This is a genomic window from Cohnella sp. GbtcB17, assembly GCF_019091135.1.
In the GTDB taxonomy this organism is placed as follows: domain Bacteria; phylum Bacillota; class Bacilli; order Paenibacillales; family Paenibacillaceae; genus Cohnella.
The window spans coordinates 1-17,230 of the sequence record NZ_JAGXJW010000068.1 but is presented as its reverse complement, the minus strand read 5'-3'; the positions used below and the strand labels follow the sequence as shown (position 1 = coordinate 17,230).

The 17,230-nt window shown below is 59.2% G+C and carries 17 protein-coding genes; 3 read left to right on the top strand and 14 right to left on the bottom strand.

The window, feature by feature from the left end; all coding sequences use genetic code 11:
* Positions 1–106: 106 nt before the first annotated feature.
* The 10 genes from KVT38_RS28370 to KVT38_RS28325 form a co-directional block, all read right to left on the bottom strand.
* Positions 107–790, bottom strand: a complete 684-nt coding sequence (locus KVT38_RS28370) for a site-2 protease family protein (RefSeq protein WP_217597116.1) — start codon at positions 788–790, stop codon at positions 107–109.
* On the bottom strand, positions 787–1,779 hold the full coding sequence (prmA, locus tag KVT38_RS28365) for a 50S ribosomal protein L11 methyltransferase (protein ID WP_217597115.1): 993 nt from the start codon (positions 1,777–1,779) through the stop codon (positions 787–789). Before prmA ends, KVT38_RS28370 begins: the two co-directional genes overlap by 4 nt.
* Before the next feature lie 87 nt (positions 1,780–1,866).
* Positions 1,867–3,132: a tyrosine--tRNA ligase gene (gene tyrS / locus KVT38_RS28360; RefSeq protein ID WP_217597133.1), complete on the bottom strand. Its 1,266-nt coding sequence runs from the start codon at positions 3,130–3,132 to the stop codon at positions 1,867–1,869.
* A gap of 351 nt (positions 3,133–3,483) precedes the next feature.
* Positions 3,484–3,834 carry a hypothetical protein gene (locus KVT38_RS28355; protein ID WP_217597114.1) on the bottom strand — a complete coding sequence of 117 codons (351 nt, stop codon included), beginning with the start codon at positions 3,832–3,834 and terminating at the stop codon, positions 3,484–3,486.
* A gap of 6 nt (positions 3,835–3,840) precedes the next feature.
* Positions 3,841–3,993, bottom strand: coding sequence for a YfhD family protein (locus tag KVT38_RS28350; RefSeq protein ID WP_217597113.1), 153 nt, complete (start codon positions 3,991–3,993; stop codon positions 3,841–3,843).
* A 742-nt stretch (positions 3,994–4,735) separates the two neighbouring features.
* Positions 4,736–5,854: a molecular chaperone DnaJ gene (gene dnaJ, locus KVT38_RS28345; RefSeq protein WP_217597112.1), complete on the bottom strand. Its 1,119-nt coding sequence runs from the start codon at positions 5,852–5,854 to the stop codon at positions 4,736–4,738.
* 118 nt (positions 5,855–5,972) lie between these two features.
* Positions 5,973–7,823 (bottom strand): molecular chaperone DnaK, encoded by a 1,851-nt coding sequence (gene dnaK / locus KVT38_RS28340; RefSeq protein ID WP_217597111.1) that lies wholly within the window; start codon positions 7,821–7,823, stop codon positions 5,973–5,975.
* 55 nt (positions 7,824–7,878) lie between these two features.
* A complete protein-coding gene (grpE, locus tag KVT38_RS28335) occupies positions 7,879–8,448 on the bottom strand; it encodes a nucleotide exchange factor GrpE (protein ID WP_217597110.1) in 570 nt (189 codons plus the stop codon).
* 44 nt (positions 8,449–8,492) lie between these two features.
* The gene (hrcA, locus tag KVT38_RS28330) at positions 8,493–9,518 is read right to left on the bottom strand and encodes a heat-inducible transcriptional repressor HrcA (protein ID WP_217597109.1); all 1,026 of its coding nucleotides are present in this window, start codon (positions 9,516–9,518) and stop codon (positions 8,493–8,495) included.
* 144 nt (positions 9,519–9,662) lie between these two features.
* The gene (locus tag KVT38_RS28325) at positions 9,663–10,130 is read right to left on the bottom strand and encodes an N-acetyltransferase (RefSeq protein WP_217597108.1); all 468 of its coding nucleotides are present in this window, start codon (positions 10,128–10,130) and stop codon (positions 9,663–9,665) included.
* Between the two features lie 198 nt (positions 10,131–10,328).
* Between KVT38_RS28325 and KVT38_RS28320 the strand changes: the two genes are divergently transcribed.
* The 3 genes from KVT38_RS28320 to KVT38_RS28310 all read left to right on the top strand — a co-directional run bounded on the left by KVT38_RS28320 (position 10,329) and on the right by KVT38_RS28310 (position 13,563).
* On the top strand, positions 10,329–11,114 hold the full coding sequence (locus KVT38_RS28320; protein ID WP_217597107.1) for a TrmB family transcriptional regulator: 786 nt from the start codon (positions 10,329–10,331) through the stop codon (positions 11,112–11,114).
* A 25-nt stretch (positions 11,115–11,139) separates the two neighbouring features.
* Positions 11,140–12,351 (top strand): MFS transporter, encoded by a 1,212-nt coding sequence (locus KVT38_RS28315; RefSeq protein ID WP_217597106.1) that lies wholly within the window; start codon positions 11,140–11,142, stop codon positions 12,349–12,351.
* 192 nt (positions 12,352–12,543) lie between these two features.
* Positions 12,544–13,563 (top strand): HD-GYP domain-containing protein, encoded by a 1,020-nt coding sequence (locus KVT38_RS28310; RefSeq protein WP_217597105.1) that lies wholly within the window; start codon positions 12,544–12,546, stop codon positions 13,561–13,563.
* Positions 13,564–13,625: 62 nt separating this feature from the next.
* Here the strand turns inward: KVT38_RS28310 and KVT38_RS28305 are convergent, their stop codons facing one another.
* The 4 genes from KVT38_RS28305 to lepA all read right to left on the bottom strand — a co-directional run.
* Positions 13,626–13,880 (bottom strand): YkgJ family cysteine cluster protein, encoded by a 255-nt coding sequence (locus KVT38_RS28305; protein ID WP_217597104.1) that lies wholly within the window; start codon positions 13,878–13,880, stop codon positions 13,626–13,628.
* A 105-nt stretch (positions 13,881–13,985) separates the two neighbouring features.
* Positions 13,986–15,164: a radical SAM family heme chaperone HemW gene (gene hemW, locus KVT38_RS28300; RefSeq protein WP_254639633.1), complete on the bottom strand. Its 1,179-nt coding sequence runs from the start codon at positions 15,162–15,164 to the stop codon at positions 13,986–13,988.
* Positions 15,165–15,270: 106 nt separating this feature from the next.
* A complete protein-coding gene (locus KVT38_RS28295) occupies positions 15,271–15,462 on the bottom strand; it encodes a hypothetical protein (protein WP_217597103.1) in 192 nt (63 codons plus the stop codon).
* 27 nt (positions 15,463–15,489) lie between these two features.
* Positions 15,490–17,230 (bottom strand): translation elongation factor 4 (lepA, locus tag KVT38_RS28290; RefSeq protein ID WP_217597102.1); only part of this gene is annotated, 1,741 nt, incomplete at its 5' end.

Sequence of the window (17,230 nt, the reverse complement as noted above, 5' to 3'; positions counted from 1 at the left end):
CTCGCGCGTCTGGCGGCAGCCCGGCGGCAACGGAGCGATAAATGAACAAGAACCTCCGCCCCGCGGGAGCCGCGAGAATCGGAAGTTCTTTTTGAGGAACAATGCATTAGACCTGCAAAAAGGGAGAAGAAATATTTAACAAGTTCAAAATCGCATCCGTCATCCCGTTGATGATCGGACGGCCCAGCGAGAATAACGGCGTCAGCGTCACCGCCTTGAGCGGCGGCAGGAACACGAAAAGCAGGAACAAAAACATGCCCCACTGCTCGAACTGCATCATCTTGAGCCGAAGCCGCAACGGCGCGAACTCTTCGACGATCCGGTAGCCGTCGAGCGGCGGCAGCGGGATCAGGTTAAACAGGAACAGCATGACGTTAATCGGCACGAAGTAGCTGAAAAACGTCCAAACCGTCTCCCTCGTCGCGAACTGATCCAGCGCGCCAACCTTCACAAGCAGCAAATAAATGAACAAACCGATGAAGGCCAGCAGCAGGTTGCTGATCGGACCCGCCGCCGTTACCGCGATGCTCATTATCCGCGGACGCTTGAACCGGCTGCGCCGGACCGGCACCGGCTTCGCCCAGCCGAACCCGGCCACGAGCAGGAACAGAATGCCGAACAGATCCAGGTGCGCCATCGGGTTCAGCGTGACGCGACCTTGCTCGTAGGCGGTCGTATCGCCGAACTTGTAAGCCGTCCATGCGTGCGCGAACTCGTGCACGGTAAACGCGACGAGCATCGTCAGCAGGACGAACGGCAGCTCGTTCAGCGGAAACCAGAAAAAGCTCATTCGTCCTCACCCTTCGGCTTGCCGCATACGAACGCAATCCAGTCGTCCTGACGCACGCGATCGACGATCTCGAAGCCGGCCGCGAGCAGCCCCGCCTCGACGTCCTCTTCCTTGTTCTTGTAGATGCCGCTGGCGATATAAATGCCGCCGGGCTTCAATACGTCGAAGACGTCCGCGATAAATAGCAGAATGATCTCCGCGAGAATGTTGGCCACGACGAGATCGACGGGCGGCACAACCCTTGAAGGGCCGCTGCGATCAGCCGATTCGCCCTCCTGCAGCACGCCGAGCAGGTCGCTGAGCCGCACCTCGATATCGTCCTGCAGGCCGTTCAGCTTCACGTTCTCCGTCGCGCTGGACACCGCCACCGGGTCCAAGTCGAGTGCGAGCACCCGCGAGGCGCCCAGCTTCATCGCGCCGATCGCCAGAATGCCCGAGCCTGTGCCGACATCGATGACGGTGTCGCCCTCGTTGATCGCGCCTTCGAGCGTCCTCAGGCAGAGCGCCGTCGTCGGGTGCGTCCCGGTGCCGAACGCCATGCCCGGATCGAGCTCGATGATGAGTTCGTCCTCGCGCGGCGTATAGTCCTCCCAGGTCGGCTTGATCGTCAGCCGCTCGGATACCGGCAGCGGCTTGAAATACTTTTTCCAGGCATGCGCCCAATCGTCCTCGTTCACTTCGCGGGTCTGCACGGTAAAGTCACCGGCGTCGTACCCGAACTCGGGCAAGCCGCGCAGCAGCTCCGTCAGTTCGGCGACCAGCGGATCCCCGTAGAGATCTTCCGGAAAATAGCCCGCGATGACCGCAAGCCCTGCCGGAATGTCGTTCAGCGGCTTGTCGTACCACTGCCCGAGCGACGTATCCCTCGGCTTATCCTCCGACCACGATTCTTCTATGGATACGCCGCCGGCGCCCAGTTCATGCATGTAGTGCGCGACCATTTCCTGCGCCTGCTCGTTTGCCACGATCGTAATTTCAAACCAACGCAATTCCGTTTCCCCCTAGACGACTCGTCGTTAGCCCCCATTATACAACTAGCGTTCAACGGGAAGCAAAAGCGCGAGCCGGACGACTTGCTAGACGATTTTCACCAGACTGTAGTTTTTCTTGCCTTTGCGGATGATCACAAACTTGCCGCCGATCGCGTGGCTCGCGGACACTTCAAGCTCCAGATCGCTGACGCGATCGCCGTTCAAGTAAATGGCGCCTTTCGTAATGTCTTCGCGCGCCTGCCGCTTGGAGGGCTCGATCTTCAGATCAACAAGCCAGTCGACAATGTTTTTAGCTTCCGGCGTCGCCTCGAAGGTCGGCATTTCCTTGAAGCCTTGCTCGATCTCGTCGGCCGTCAGCGCCTTGATATCGCCGCTGAACAGCGCGTCCGTGATGCGCTTGGCTTGCTCGAGCAGATCGTCGCCGTGCACGAACCGGGTCATTTCCTCGGCCAGCGTCTTTTGCGCTTCGCGCTTGTGCGGCTCGGTCTGTACCTTCTCGGCCAGCTCCTCGATCCGTTCCTTGGACAAAAACGTGAAGTACTTGAGGTACTTGACGACGTCGCGGTCGTCAGTGTTGGCCCAGAACTGGTAAAACTCGTACGGCGTCGTCTTGTTCGGATCGAGCCATACCGCGCCGCCCGCCGTCTTGCCGAACTTCGTGCCGTCGGCCTTCAGCATGAGCGGGATTGTAAGTCCGAACGCCTTCGCCTCCGCGCCTTCTTTTTTACGGATCAGATCGAGACCGCTCGTAATGTTGCCCCATTGATCGGAGCCGCCGATTTGCAGCTGAACGTCCTCTTCCTTGTACAAATGGAGGAAGTCGAGCGATTGCAGGATTTGGTACGAGAATTCGGTAAACGAAATGCCGCTGTCGAGCCGGCTCGCCACGACGTCCTTGGCCAGCATCGAATTGATGCTGAAGTTTTTGCCGTAGTCGCGTAAAAATTCGATGACGTTGATCTTATGCGTCCAGTCGTAGTTGTTCACGATACGCATCGAGCCCTGGCTGTTGTCCTCGGTCAGGAACAGCTTGGTGAGCTGCGCCGCCAGTGCCTCAACATTCGCCTGGATCTGCTCCAGCGTCTGCAGCGATCGCTCGGTCGTGCGTCCGCTCGGATCGCCGATCGTGCCTGTCGCCCCGCCGATCAGAATGACCGGACGGTGGCCCGCCAGCTGGAACCGCTTCAGCACCATGAACGGGATGAGATGCCCGATATGCATGCTGTCGCCCGTCGGATCGACGCCGCAGTACAGCGAGACCGCCTTCTGGGACGTCAACTCTCTTAGACCTTCGGCGTCCGTCTGCTGATTGATCGCGTCGCGCCATTCCAGTTCGTCGATAATGTTCATGCTCATTCGTAACCGCTCCCCTTGACTGAAAATAAAAAATCGCCCCTTGTCTAAATAGACATAGGGACGATTGGACCACCGTGTTACCACCCAAATTGCACCGATGGACGCCGCGTGTACGCGCGCCATGGATGCCGCTCTCGGCGAGATATCGATCGCCAGGCCGCCCGGCATTACCCGGGTTACTCCAGAACGTAATTCGCTGGCCAGCGTGTGTACCGGGTCTCATCGACCCCCGGCTCTCTGAGACAGGGACGAGGCAGCTACTGATTCCTTCAACGTAAATGCATATGAGTTACAGACAGTTTATTGATATTGACAGGCGATGTCAACCGTCATCTTGCTTTTTTGCTAAGCGAGCGTGCCGCCCGTATCCTGAATGACGCGGCGCGCCTGCTCGACGGATTCCCCCGGGATGTCCGCGGTCAGATGGATCGCTCCCGCCTTGGAGGCCGCCGGGCTGTATTCCGCTGCGCCGGTGCCGAGCTCCTCCGCCGCTTCGAGCTCGGCGCCGCCGTACAGCATCGCGCTGGCGACGCCGCTCGCGATCGCATCCTTGCGGCCCGCCTTGGCGCCGAAATCCGCGCCCGCCGCCGCGCTCTCCATGCGGAAGCGATCCCCGCGCAGCGCCGTCAGCTTGCGAACTGCGGCTTCCGCTTCCTCCTGCGAGTCGAAGCTCGCCTCAAGCGTCGTCTTATCCACGTCCGCTCACGTCCCTTCGTACTGCTGCGCCCGGCGGTCGGCTTCCTCCGAGCGCTCCAGCGCTTCCAGATCGTCTGCGTCGGCGCGATCCGCCGCGAATTCGACGTCTTCGGCTCTCGCGACGGGTAACTGCTCGTTGCTCTTGCTTCGCTTGCCCATCGATATTAATCCTCCCGTATTGGCGAATAAAATGCATGCAGTCTACGTTAGGATGCGCGAACGGATACCGCTTATACATGGGGATGATGTGCAGGGGGGCTCGCCGAAGTGAGGTTTGCGCCGTTACAGCGCGGAATTGGCGGGAGCAGCCGGCTGTAAGCGAGGTTTGCGAGGCTACAGCTCGACCGCTCTGCTCCAAGCGAGGTTTGCGAGGCTACAGTGCGGAATTGGCGGGAGCAGTCGGCTGTAAGCGAGATTTGCGCGAGGCTAAAGCTCGACCGCTCTGCTCCAAGCGAGGTTTGCGCGGCTACAGTGCGGAATTGGCGGGAGCAGCCGGCTGTAAGCGAGGTTTGCGAGGTTGCAGCGCGACTGCTCTGCTCCAAGCGAGATTTGCGCGCCTGCAGCATGGAATTTGCGGGAGCAGCCGGCTGTAAGCGAGATTTGCGAGGTTGCAGCTCGACCGCTCTGCTCCAAGCGAGGTTTGCGCCGTTACAGCGCGGAATTGGCGGGAGCAGCCGGCTGTAAGCGAGATTTGCGAGGCTACAGCTCGACCGCTCTGCTCCAAGCGAGGTTTGCGCGGCTACAGTGCGGAATTGGCGGGAGCAGCCGGCTGTAAGCGAGATTTGCGCGAGTCTAAAGCTCGACCGCTCTGCTCCAAGCGAGGTTTGCGCGGCTACAGCTTGCTGTAGCTGCCAAAAAACGCAAAAGGCGCCCCTCCGAAGAAGGGGCGCCGGTGCGTCTGTCAATCGCCCAGAATCGCTTTTTTCATGCGCTCGAATATCGATTTGTGCTGCTCGTGGGTGGCTTCGCCGGTCGTGGAGCCGAATTCCCGAAGCAGCTCGCGCTGCGCGTCGTTCAGGTTGGTCGGCGTGACGACCGTCACTTTGACATGCTGGTCGCCTTGCCCGTAGCCGCGCAGCTTCGGCACGCCTTTGCCCTTGAGGCGGAAGTACGTGCCGGTCTGCGTGCCGGACGGGATCTTGAGCTTGACCTTCTCGGTCAGCGTCGGAATCTCGATCTCGTCGCCAAGCGCCGCCTGCGCGAACGTGAGCGGCACCTCGCAGTAAATGTCGTCGCCGTCGCGCTCGAAAAAGTCGTGCGCCTTCACGCGCAGGACGACGTACAGGTCGCCCGGAGGACCGCCCCGTGTGCCGCCTTCGCCTTCGCCGGTTACGCGAAGCTGGGAGCCGTCGTCCACGCCTGCCGGAATCTTGACGTGAATTTTGCGCTGCTTCTTCACCTGGCCGCTGCCCGAGCACACTTTGCAGCGGTCCTTGATGATCTTGCCGCGCCCGCCGCAGGTCGAACACGTTCTGCGGTTGACGATGCGTCCGAACGGCGTATTCTGCGCGACCTCCTGCTGGCCGGTGCCGCGGCAGGTCGGACAGTTGTCGACCTTGGAGCCGGGCTCCGCGCCGCTGCCGTGACAGTGGTCGCAGCTCTCGGTCCGCGGAATGGTAATGTCGAGCTCCTTGCCGAAGACAGCTTCCTTGAACTCGATCGTCATCGTATACTGCAGGTCATTGCCGCGCTGCGGCGCGTTGGGGTCGCGACGACCGCCTCCGCCCCCGAAGAACATATCGAATATATCGCCGAAGCCGCCCCCGAAGTCGCCTTGTCCGCCACCCATGCCCGCCATCGGATCCTCATGGCCGAACTGGTCGTAGCGGGCGCGCTTCTGATCGTCGCTCAGCGTATCGTACGCTTCCTTGACTTCCTTGAACTTGGCTTCCGCGTCGGCCGCCTTGTTCACGTCCGGGTGATATTTGCGGGCAAGGCCGCGGTAAGCCTTTTTGATCTCGTCCGCGGATGCGCCCTTGCCGACGCCCAGCACCTCGTAAAAATCTCTTTTGTCCGCCACTATTCAACCTCCATCTCCATGACAAAGTCAAAGCGGGTTCCGCCGCGCGCCGTAGAGGCAGCGCCAAGCGGAACCGGCTTTGACTACTCGCTGCCGCCGGCAGCCGGCTATCTATGCTTTATTTCTTGTCTTCGTCCACGACTTCGTAGTCGGCGTCGACGACGTTGTCCTTCTTCGCCGACGCGGAGCCTGCGTCAGCACCGCCGGCTGCGCCCTGTGCGGCTTGCGCGTCTTGAGCCGCTTGCTCGTAAACCTTGACGGACAGCTGCTGCACGATGCCGGACAGCTCGTCGGAAGCAGCTTTGATCTCGTCGAGGTTGTCGCTCTCGAGCGCCTTCTTGACCTTCTCCTTCGCCGCTTCGACGTTCGCGGTCTCGGAGGCGTCGACCTTGTCGCCCAGATCCTTGACGGCCTTGTCGGCCGCATAGATCAGCTGATCCGCGCCGTTTTTCGCTTCGATCAGCTCGCGGCGCTTGCTGTCTTCTTCGGCGTGCAGCTCGGCTTCCTTCTGCATGCGCTCGATCTCTTCCTTGGACAGGCCGCCGGAGGACGTGATCGTGATCTTCTGGCTCTTGCCCGTGCCCTTGTCAAGCGCGGACACGTTAACGATGCCGTTGGCATCGATATCGAACGTAACTTCGATCTGCGGCACGCCACGCGGCGCCAGCGGGATGTCCGTCAGGTTGAAGCGGCCGAGCGTCTTGTTGTCCTTCGCCATGGCGCGCTCGCCTTGGAGCACGTGGATCTCAACCTGCGTCTGGTTGTCCGCGAAGGTGGAGAACACTTGGGACTTGCTTGTCGGAATCGTCGTGTTGCGGTCGATCATCTTCGTCAGGACGCCGCCTGCGGTCTCGATGCCGAGCGACAGCGGGGTGACGTCGAGCAGCACGACATCCTTGACGTCGCCCGTCAAGACGCCCGCTTGGACCGCGGCGCCCAGTGCGACGACTTCGTCCGGATTAACGCCCTTGTGCGGCTCTTTGCCGGTCAGGCGCTTGATCGCTTCTTGAACGGCCGGGATCCGCGTAGAGCCGCCGACCAGTACGATCTTGTCGATCTGCGAGGCGGACAGGCCGGCATCGGACATCGCTTGACGCGTCGGGCCCATCGTACGCTCGACGAGCGAAGAGGTGATCTCGTCGAACTTGGCGCGCGTCAGGTTCATCTCCAAGTGCTGCGGCACGCCGTCTACGACCGTGATGAACGGGAGGGAGATCGTCGTTTGCAGAACGCCCGACAGTTCCTTCTTCGCCTTTTCAGCCGCGTCCTTCAGACGTTGAACGGCCGATTTGTCCTTCAACAGGTCGATGCCCTGCTCTTTCTTGAACTCGGCGGACAGCCATTCCATGATCGCTTGGTCGAAGTCGTCGCCGCCCAGGTGGTTGTCGCCGCTCGTCGCTTTGACTTCGAAGAAGCCGGAGCCGAGCTCGAGGATCGAGACGTCGAACGTACCGCCGCCGAGGTCGAAGACGAGGATCGTTTGATCTTCGGCCTTCTCAAGGCCGTACGCGAGCGCCGCCGCGGTCGGTTCGTTGACGATGCGCAACACTTCGAGGCCCGCGATGGCGCCGGCGTCCTTCGTCGCTTGACGCTGGCTGTCGTTAAAGTATGCAGGAACGGTGATGACGGCTTGCGATACCGTTTGGCCCAGATACGCTTCCGCGTCGGCCTTCAGCTTTTGCAAAATGATCGCGGAGATCTCCTGCGGCGAGTAGTCCTTGCCGTCGATCGACTCCTTGTGGTTGCTGCCCATGTGGCGTTTGATCGAGATGACGGTGCGGTCCGGATTCGTGATCGCCTGACGCTTCGCCGTATCGCCGACGATGCGTTCTCCGTCCTTCTTGAAGCCGACGACGGATGGTGTCGTGCGGTTGCCTTCGGGGTTCGGGATAACGACGGCTTCGCCGCCCTCCATAACCGCTACGCAAGAGTTGGTAGTACCCAGGTCGATGCCGATGACTTTGCTCATGATTCAAGTCCTCCAGTCATTAAATGCGTGAATTTGAAATTCGGTTAAGTAGAAATTACCCGCTGACCTTGACCATCGCGGGACGGATGACCTTGTCGCTCAGCCAGTAGCCCGGTTGGACAACCTCGACGACGATGCCTTCTTCGTATTCGTCCGATTCCACCTGCATAATCGCCTGGTGAAGCTCAGGATCGAACGGCTGGCCGACCGGCTCCATCGCCTTCAGCCCTTCGGCTTCGAGCACCTGCCAAAGCTGGCGATTGATCATGTCGATGCCCTTGACGAACGAATCGCTCTCGGCTCCCTCGGACGAAGTCTGCAGCGCCCGGCCGAAGTTGTCAAGCACGGGAAGCAGGTTGGTCACGAGCTTGACCGAAGCGTACTTCTGCAGGTCCGCCGTCTCCTTCAGCGTGCGGCGACGATAGTTGTCAAAGTCGGCCTGTACGCGAAGCTGGCGCTGGTACGCCTCCTCGGCCTGACGCTTCAATTCCTCGAACCGATCGTCCTCCGGTGCCGCCGAGGCTCGCTCGGCTTGCTCCGCCTGCGCCTCGATCGTCTCTTCGGTCTCCGGCGCGGCTTGCTCTGACGCGTTCAGGTTAGGTTCTTGCTTCAAATCCTGTTCCATTGCTCGGCTCCTTCCTCATCGGAATCCATTTGCGCGTACGCGCGTTATTTGTACAATCGGTTGTAAAGACGAGTCAAATCCCCGGACAAGTAATCCAGCAGGCCGATGACCTTGCCGTACTCCATGCGCGTCGGCCCCAATATGCCGATCGTGCCGAGCAATTGACCGTCCGCGGAGATCGTCGCCGTCACGAGACTGCATTGGTTGATCGCTTCTACGCCGTTTTCCGTCCCTATGCGTACCTGTATCCCTTCGGATAGCGACTGAAACAGCTGCATGAGACGCGGCGTCTCCTCTAGCACGTCCAAAATGCCTTTGACCTTGTCGACATCCTTGAACTCCGGCTGCGTCAAAATGTTGGTCGCGCCGCTCAGGAATACTTTAGGTTCAGTCTCTTCCTTCAGCGTGTCCTCGAGCAGGGACAGAATATGCTCGCAATGGTCGATGTAGCTGCGAAGCTCGTTGGCCACTTCGGTATACAGCACCGTCTTCACCTTATAAAAGGGAACGCCGGTCAGCTTTTCGTTGAGCAGGCCCGCGATTCTGCGCATATCGTCCATGCCCACGCCTTCGGGCAGCGTGATGGTCCGGTGTTCCACATGCCCCGTGTTGGCGACGACGATGGCAACCGCCGTCGTATCGGTCAGCGGCAGCAACTGGAAGTGCTTGAGGCTCGTATGAAACGAGTCCGGTCCGAGTACGATCGACGTATAATTGGTCAGCTGCGACACGATCGTCGCGGCATGACTGACGGCGCCCTCCCAGTGGTTCATCTTCTCCGCGACCAGGCCCCGCAGACGTCTTACGTCCTGCTCCTTCACCCCGCCGAGTTGGATCAGATGGTCCACGTAATAACGATATCCTTTAATGGAAGGAATGCGGCCGGCAGACGTGTGCGGCTGCTCGAGCAGCCCGAGCTCCTCCAGATCGGCCATATCGTTGCGGATGGTGGCGGGGCTGAACGAGACGTCGCTGCGCTTGGAGATGCTGCGCGAGCCGACGGGCTCCGCCGAGCGGATATAGTCGTCTACAATAGCGCTTAATATCATTCGTTGACGCTCGCTGAGCATGAATCGTTCCCCCTCCTCGCCGTCGTTAGCACTCAACGATCATGAGTGCTAATCACTATTACAAAAATACCAAACCGCGCCTGCCGTGTCAAGACGACCGAAGCGGTTTGGCATAGATCGGGCCAACGCCCATCGTTGCGCCGACTATTCCAGCATTCTGACGACCGCGATCTCGTCGCAGTTGTTGCGTTTGCTGCAGTGCACGCAGTCCGTCCATACTTTTTCGGGAAAAATTTCTTTGTCGACGACGCTGAAGCCGTTTTTCAAAAAGAACTTCACTTCATAAGTAAGCGCCATGACCTTCGGGATATGCATGCGGCGGGCTTCGTCGATCAGCGCGTCGACGATGCGCGAGCCGATGCCCATGCCTTTGTATCCTTCGCTCATGCCCAGCGAACGGATCTCGACCAAATCGGAGCCCAGGCGGAACAACGAGCCGCAGCCGATCAGCTTGCCGGCGTCCTCGACCACGACAAACGAATCGATATGGCGCAGCAGGGCTTCTCTCGATCGCGGCAGCATAATTCCCTTTTCCGCGTATCCCTGAATCAATTCGAACAGCGCCTCTACGTCTTCCGGCTTCGCCTTGCGGCTCACGATCGTTGTGTTCATGGTCTCCCTGCTTTCCGTCCGCGCCGTGGCGCCCGTTAATAAGATGATGTGAATAAATATACATGAATACGAATGAATTCTCAATATGATTTTCATTCAGCTCCAAAAAACAGGATTGACAATATATTCTTTACCCCCTCATAATAACGATCAATAAGTAGTATTTTAAAATACGACTAATGAGGAGGCAGTCGTTCCATGATCGAAAAGCTAAAACGGCTCGGACTGTCCGAGCTGGAAGCGCGATGTTATGTGACGCTTCACGAGGAAACGTCCCTCTCCGGCTACGAGGTGGCCAAGCGCGTCTCGGTATCGCGAACGAATGTCTATGCGGCGCTTCGGTCGCTCGTGGACAAAGGCGTATGCAGGGCCGCGGACGGAGACCCGGTCATGTACGGGGCCGTGCCGATCGGCCAGGTCATCCGCATGCTCCGCTCCGAATTCGACGAGATCGCGGACGTGCTCGTCAAGGAGCTCAAGCCGAAGCCCGCCGCTGCAACCTTCTATAATTGGTCCGGCGAAGCCAACATCCGCTTGTCGCTCAGGCGCATGATCGCAAGCGCGGAACGCGCGATCGTCGTCGACATCTGGAGCGAAGACTTCGCCGAGTTCGAGCCGCTGCTGCTCGAAGCCGAGGCGCGGGGCGTCGTCGTCGTGGCGATCACGCTGGGCCAGGTTCGGTCGCAGCTGAAGAACGTGCGCACGCACAAGCGGATGGAGATGTGGCTGCCGCGCGACGCTCGCGACTATTACGTACTTTGCGACTGGAAAGAAGGCTACATCGGCAGCTTCGGCGCCGCAGGCAAGTCGACCGCGCTCGAGACGAACCATCCCGCCGTCGCGCATGTGCTCAAGCAGGCGTTCCAGCACGACGTCATGATGATGGACATCGAACAGGACTTCGGCCCCGCGCTCGAACGCGCCTATGGCGCCGATTACGAGAGGCTGCTCGAACGCTATCGCGAACAATACGGACTCGAATGAAACCCAAAGGGAGAGAATCTGGCTCATGAAAACCGCAGTCGCACGCGCGCTGCCCGTCAGCGCTACCGTGTTTCCGATCCTTTACATGATCAGCACGGTCCATCTGCTCAACGATTCGATGCAATCGACCGTTACCGCGCTGTTTCCCGTGCTCCGGGAGTCGCAGCACCTCAGTTACGGACAGATCGGCCTTATCGCTTTTATGATGAACATTACCGCTTCGTTTTTGCAGCCGCTCGTCGGCTGGTTCGCGGACAAAAAGCCGCGCCCCTTCATCCTGCCGCTCGGCGTCTGCTTCACGCTGCTCGGCGTAGTCATGCTGGCGCTGGCGCCGAACTTCGCGACGATTCTGTTGTCCGTCACGGCCATCGGGATCGGCTCCGCCGCGTTCCACCCCGAATCGTCGCGCGTCGCCTATCTCGCGGCGGGCAACAATCGCGGCCTGGCGCAGTCGATCTTCCAGGTCGGAGGCAACATCGGCAGTGCGCTCGGCCCTGTCATGACGGCCACCATCTTCATTCCGCTCGGTCAAAAGGGCGTTCTCTTGTTCGTCATCGCGGCCGTCGCGGGCATCGTGCTGCAGACGATGGTCGCGCGCTGGTACGCCGCGGTCGGCGCAGCGCCCAAGCCGAAAAAGACGGCGCAAACGGCGCTGTCTGCAACCAAGCTGACCGCAGGTAAAGTGCGCATGTCCGTCGGCATTCTGATCCTGCTCGTATTTTCCAAGCATGTGTACCTGTCAAGCTTCACCAGCTTTTACTCGCTGTACTTGATCGACGACTTCGGCGTAGGCAAGCAGGCGGCGCAATGGTATTTGTTCGCGTTCCTCGTCGCCTCCGCGGCCGGCACCTTTATCGGCGGTCCGCTCGCCGACCGGTTCGGCAGACGCAACGTCATCTGGCTCTCGATCCTGGGCACGGCGCCGTTCTCAATCGCGCTGCCTTATGCCGACCCGTTCTGGTCCGCGGTACTGTGCGTATGCGCCGGGTTCGTGCTGTCTTCCGCCTTCTCGATCATCGTCGTCTACGCACAGGAGCTGCTGCCCGGCAAGATCGGCCTCGTATCTGGCCTGTTCTTCGGTCTCGCATTCGGTCTAGGCGGACTCGGCTCCGCCTTGCTGGGCGAGATCGCCGACCACACCAGCATATCGACGGTCATGCATATTTGTGCCTATTTGCCGCTGCTCGGCATATTCACGCTGCTGCTGCCGAAGGATGCGGAGCTGCGGGGGCGGTGAGCCGCAGGCAATGACAGGAATGGAGCAGGAGGAGGCGGCTGGCCTCCTTCCGCTCGCGCCGCCTTACATGCGGGTCCGCATACGGCGGTTCCTAAGGGTTAATATTTCTTACAGAATTTCAACTTAGGCTGGTCGATTTTGACAATATCGAGTAAACTTACAGCGTCACCTAACGGCGAGGTACTCGATCCTATGAAAAACTACATTGCCTATTATGCGGAAATCCTTATTCTCAATAAATTTATAGGCCGCTTTTTATTCGGAATCGCATTTCTTGCAGTCGTTGCTGTCGACATCTATTTTGAAAATTACATCCTGTTCCAATTTGCTTATTTATTACTCAGCTTATTGTTGGGTTTGTCTTTTTGGAAGGAAACTTGGATTCGCAGCATTCTCGTGGTTCTTATTGTTTTCTTTCGCGTTTATTTGGAGCAAGAGCCGGTGCTATTCAAACAGGATGAATTCATCTTGAGAGTCTTCACCCTAGTTGTTACGTATTTTTTAACCTCTTCTTCTATTTCGTTTATGATCTTGAACTACAATAGGCAGAAGCAAAATATGCTTCAGCTCACGTTTACATTAGCCAAAGCCCTGGATTCAAGAGATCATTATACGGCCGATCACTCGGATAGCGTGGCTTATTATTCGAAGAAAATCGCCGAGGAAATGAATATGTCCAAGCTGGCGTGCGAGCGCATTTATATTGGAGGCATTCTTCATGACATCGGCAAGATCGGCGTGCCCGAGCATATTTTGCTCAAACCATCAAAACTAACCGATGAAGAGTTTGAAATCATTAAGCAACATCCCGTTACAGGCCATGCCATGTTAAACCACATCTCCCATCTTAAACGCTCCGGCATTTTGGATATGATTCTTCATCATCATGAGAGATTTGACGGACGCGGCTATCCGGGCCGGATCGGACATGCTAACATTCCGATTGCAGCTAGGATAATGGCCGTGGCCGATACTTTCGACGCGATGACCTCCAGGAGAGTGTATCGAGGAGAACTGGACATTGCGTTTGCGATAGAGGAAATTCGGAAACATGCAGGAACGCAATTCGATCCCGACGTAGTCAAAGCCTTTCTGAACATCTGGCAGCGCGAAGGACCTCAAATATTGTCCAAGCACGCCGCCAAGCCATCCGTCGGACAACCTTCGAGTGAGATGACAGATTCAAACTCGAACCTAAAAGTGTCTTCCTAACCCACGTTTTGCAAAAAACATCCCTGCGTACTACGTATGCGAGGGATGTTTTCGTTTAGTGTTTATGGGGCGGTGATTCGCTCCAGCTCCGCCAAATATGCAAATGCGTCTTCGTTGCGGGCGCCGCACATCTCGGCAGACGCTTGCAGCTGTCCGCATACGGCCGGCCTTTCGGGATGCCCGAATATCGAGCAACGATTGTCCGGGGTGAGCTGAATGCAGCGCATGCCTGCCGGCTTGCCGTCCGGCATGCCGGGAATCGGCGAAGAGATGGAGACGACGATGCAGCACGCGCCGCATCCCGGTCTGCAATCCACATCGATCCCCTCCTCCGTAATCATTCGTTCCCCGCGTAGCTCTCCACCGCAGAGCTACACGGTTGTTCCGGCATGCTCTGCCTTTCCTTGCGTGCCCGCCCTCAACTATGCCAGGAACGCGCCGAACACCTCGTTGCCCAGCGGCACGCCGGCTTCGCTAAGCCGGTAGCCGTCGCCCTCCGGCGTCCGTTCGAGCAGCCCCTGCTTCAGCAGCTTGTCCAGCGTTGGTCCGAAAACATCTGTCAGGCTCGCCCCGCCGAACTGAAGCGCGAAATCGACGTCACGCACGCCAGTCCGCAGTCGCAGTCCGACCATCATGAAATCCTCCATCGCTTCTTGCGTCGACACGGCATTGCGCTCAAGCCGCGGCAGTCCCGCCAGCGCGGCATCGATATAGGGCTGCACGCCTTTAATATTGAGATGCCGCTCGCCAAGCGCATAGCCGTGGGCGCCCGCGCCGAGCCCGTAATAAGGCTCGTTATGCCAATATGCCGAATTGTGCCGGCTCTCGAAGCCTGGCCTCGCGAAGTTGCTGATCTCGTAATGTCCATAGCCGGCTTCGGTCAGCCGGCGGCGCAAATGCGCGAACATCTCGACCTCGACGTCCTCCTCCGGCAGCGGCAGCTCGCCGCGTTCGTACAAGCGATGGAACAGCGTATTTTCCTCGACCTTCAAGCTATACAGCGAGTAATGCGGCAGATCGAGCTCAAGCGCCCGCTCCACGCTGTCGGCCAGTTGCTGCAGCGTCTGGCGCGGCAGGCCGAACATGAGGTCGATCGACAGGTTCGTGAAGCCCGCCGCCTTGGCGTTCGCGATGCTGTTTACGACGTCGTCCGCCTCGTGGATGCGGCCGATCGCGGCGAGCAACGCATTGTCGAACGTCTGCGCGCCGAAGCTGATCCGGTTGACGCCGCCCGCGCGCATCGCCGCGAGCTTGTCCGGATCGGTGGTGCCGGGGTTCGCTTCCATCGTGAACTCGGCTCCCGCCGCGATCGGAAAATGGCGGTTGACCGACTCGAGGAACCGCTTCATCTGGACGGGATTCAGAACGGTCGGCGTACCGCCCCCGACGAACACCTTGCCGATCGTCTCGGGCGGAAGCGCCTTGACCGTGTTTTCCATTTCCCGCTCCAACGCATCCAGATAGGCGTCGATCGGCTGCCCGGCGGCCACGTAGGAATTGAAATCGCAGTAATAGCATTTGTTCGTGCAAAACGGAATGTGTATATAGAGCGCCCGGGGCGTCCACGCGTGAAGCGGGGGTACCGTCGCAGTCATAATCATCAGTCATGCTCCTCTCGGATGCGGCGAGACATGCCCTGGCGAGGCATGCTCATAGGAAGCAAAAGCTCCCCGGGACGCCAGTCCTTCGGAGAGCTTGCCGCAAGCTTTAGTCTGTCAGGTGCTGCTTGGCTCGGACGAGGGCGTCGATGATCTCCTGAAGCTCCTCCGCCCGTTCGACGTACAGCGATACGTACCTTTCGCGATAACCCGTGCTGGACATCTCGATATGAACATGTCCCTTGTCCGGGTCCGCACTGATCAGCATCTGTTCGCCCGCGTAGATCGGTACGATCGCCATCGCGTCTCGCCTCCATTAACAAATCCGTTAGTCGTCCAGCTTCAGCACCGCCATGAACGCTTCCTGCGGCACCTCGACGTTGCCGACCTGCTTCATGCGCTTCTTGCCTTCCTTTTGCTTCTCGAGCAGCTTGCGCTTCCGCGAAATGTCGCCGCCGTAGCACTTGGCCAGTACGTTTTTGCGCATGGCCTTGATCGTCTCCCGGGAGACGATCTTCTGGCCGACGGCCGCCTGGATCGGCACTTCGAACATCTGGCGCGGGATCAGGTCCTTCAGCTTCTCGCAAATGATCCGTCCGCGCTGGTAAGCGCGGTCTCTGTGTACGATGAAGGAGAGCGCGTCCACCTGCTCGCCGTTCAGCAGAATGTCCATCTTCACGAGACTCGACTGGCGGTAGCCCGTCAGCTCGTAGTCGAACGAAGCGTACCCCTTGGTGCTGGACTTCAATTGGTCAAAAAAGTCGTATACGATCTCCGCGAGCGGGATATCGTACTTCAGCGTAACGCGGTTGGCGTCGAGGTACTGCATGTCGATAAACTCGCCGCGTTTGCCCTGGCACAGCTCCATGATCGCGCCGACGTAATCCTTCGGTACGATAATCGAAGCTTTGACGTACGGCTCTTCGACGAAGTCAAGCTTGCCCGCCTCCGGATACTCCGACGGGTTGGAGATGTCCAGCTGCGTGCCGTTCGTGAGGGTGACTTTGTATACGACGCTCGGCGCCGTCGTAATGAGCGGAATGTTGAACTCCCGTTCGATCCGCTCCTGGATGATCTCCATATGGAGCATGCCGAGGAAGCCGCAGCGGAAGCCGAAGCCGAGCGCCTGCGACGTCTCCGGTTCGAAACGCAGCGAGGCGTCGTTCAGCTCGAGCTTCTCGAGCGCGTCGCGCAGATCGTTGTAGTCCGACGACTCGATTGGGTACAGGCCGCAGAACACCATTGGATTGATGCCGCGATAGCCCGGGAGCGCCTCGGCGGTCGGACGCTTCGCGTTCGTGATCGTATCGCCTACGCGCGTGTCCTTGACGTTCTTGATCGACGCCGTCACAAAGCCGACGTCGCCCGGTCCGAGCTCGTCCACGATCGTCGAGCGCGGCATGAATGTGCCGACCTCGACGACGTCGAATGTCGCGCCGGTCGCCATGAACTTGATCGGCGTGCCCGCGCGGAGCTTGCCGTCGATGACGCGGATGTAGCAGATGACGCCCTTGTATGCATCGTAGTAGGAGTCGAAAATGAGCGCCTTCAGCGGCGCTTCGGGATCGCCCTGCGGCGCCGGCACCTTTTGCACGACCTGCTCGAGAATCTCCTTGATGCCGATGCCGTTCTTCGCCGAGGCGAGCACCGCTTCGCTGGCGTCGAGGCCGATGACGTCCTCGACCTCCTGCTTGACCCGCTCGGGCTCGGCGCTCGGCAGGTCGATCTTGTTGATGACGGGCAAGATCTCAAGGTTGTTATCCAGCGCCAGATAGACGTTCGCCAGCGTCTGGGCTTCGATCCCCTGGGCGGCGTCGACGATGAGCAGCGCGCCTTCGCAAGCGGCGAGACTCCGCGACACTTCGTACGTGAAGTCGACGTGTCCGGGCGTGTCGATCAGGTGCAGCGTGTATATCTCGCCGTCGTCGGCCTTGTACTTAAGCCGTACGGCCTGCAGCTTAATCGTGATGCCGCGCTCGCGCTCAAGGTCCATCGAGTCGAGCACCTGGTCCTGCATCTCGCGCGCGGTCAGCGTACCCGTATATTCCAAAATGCGGTCGGCCAGCGTG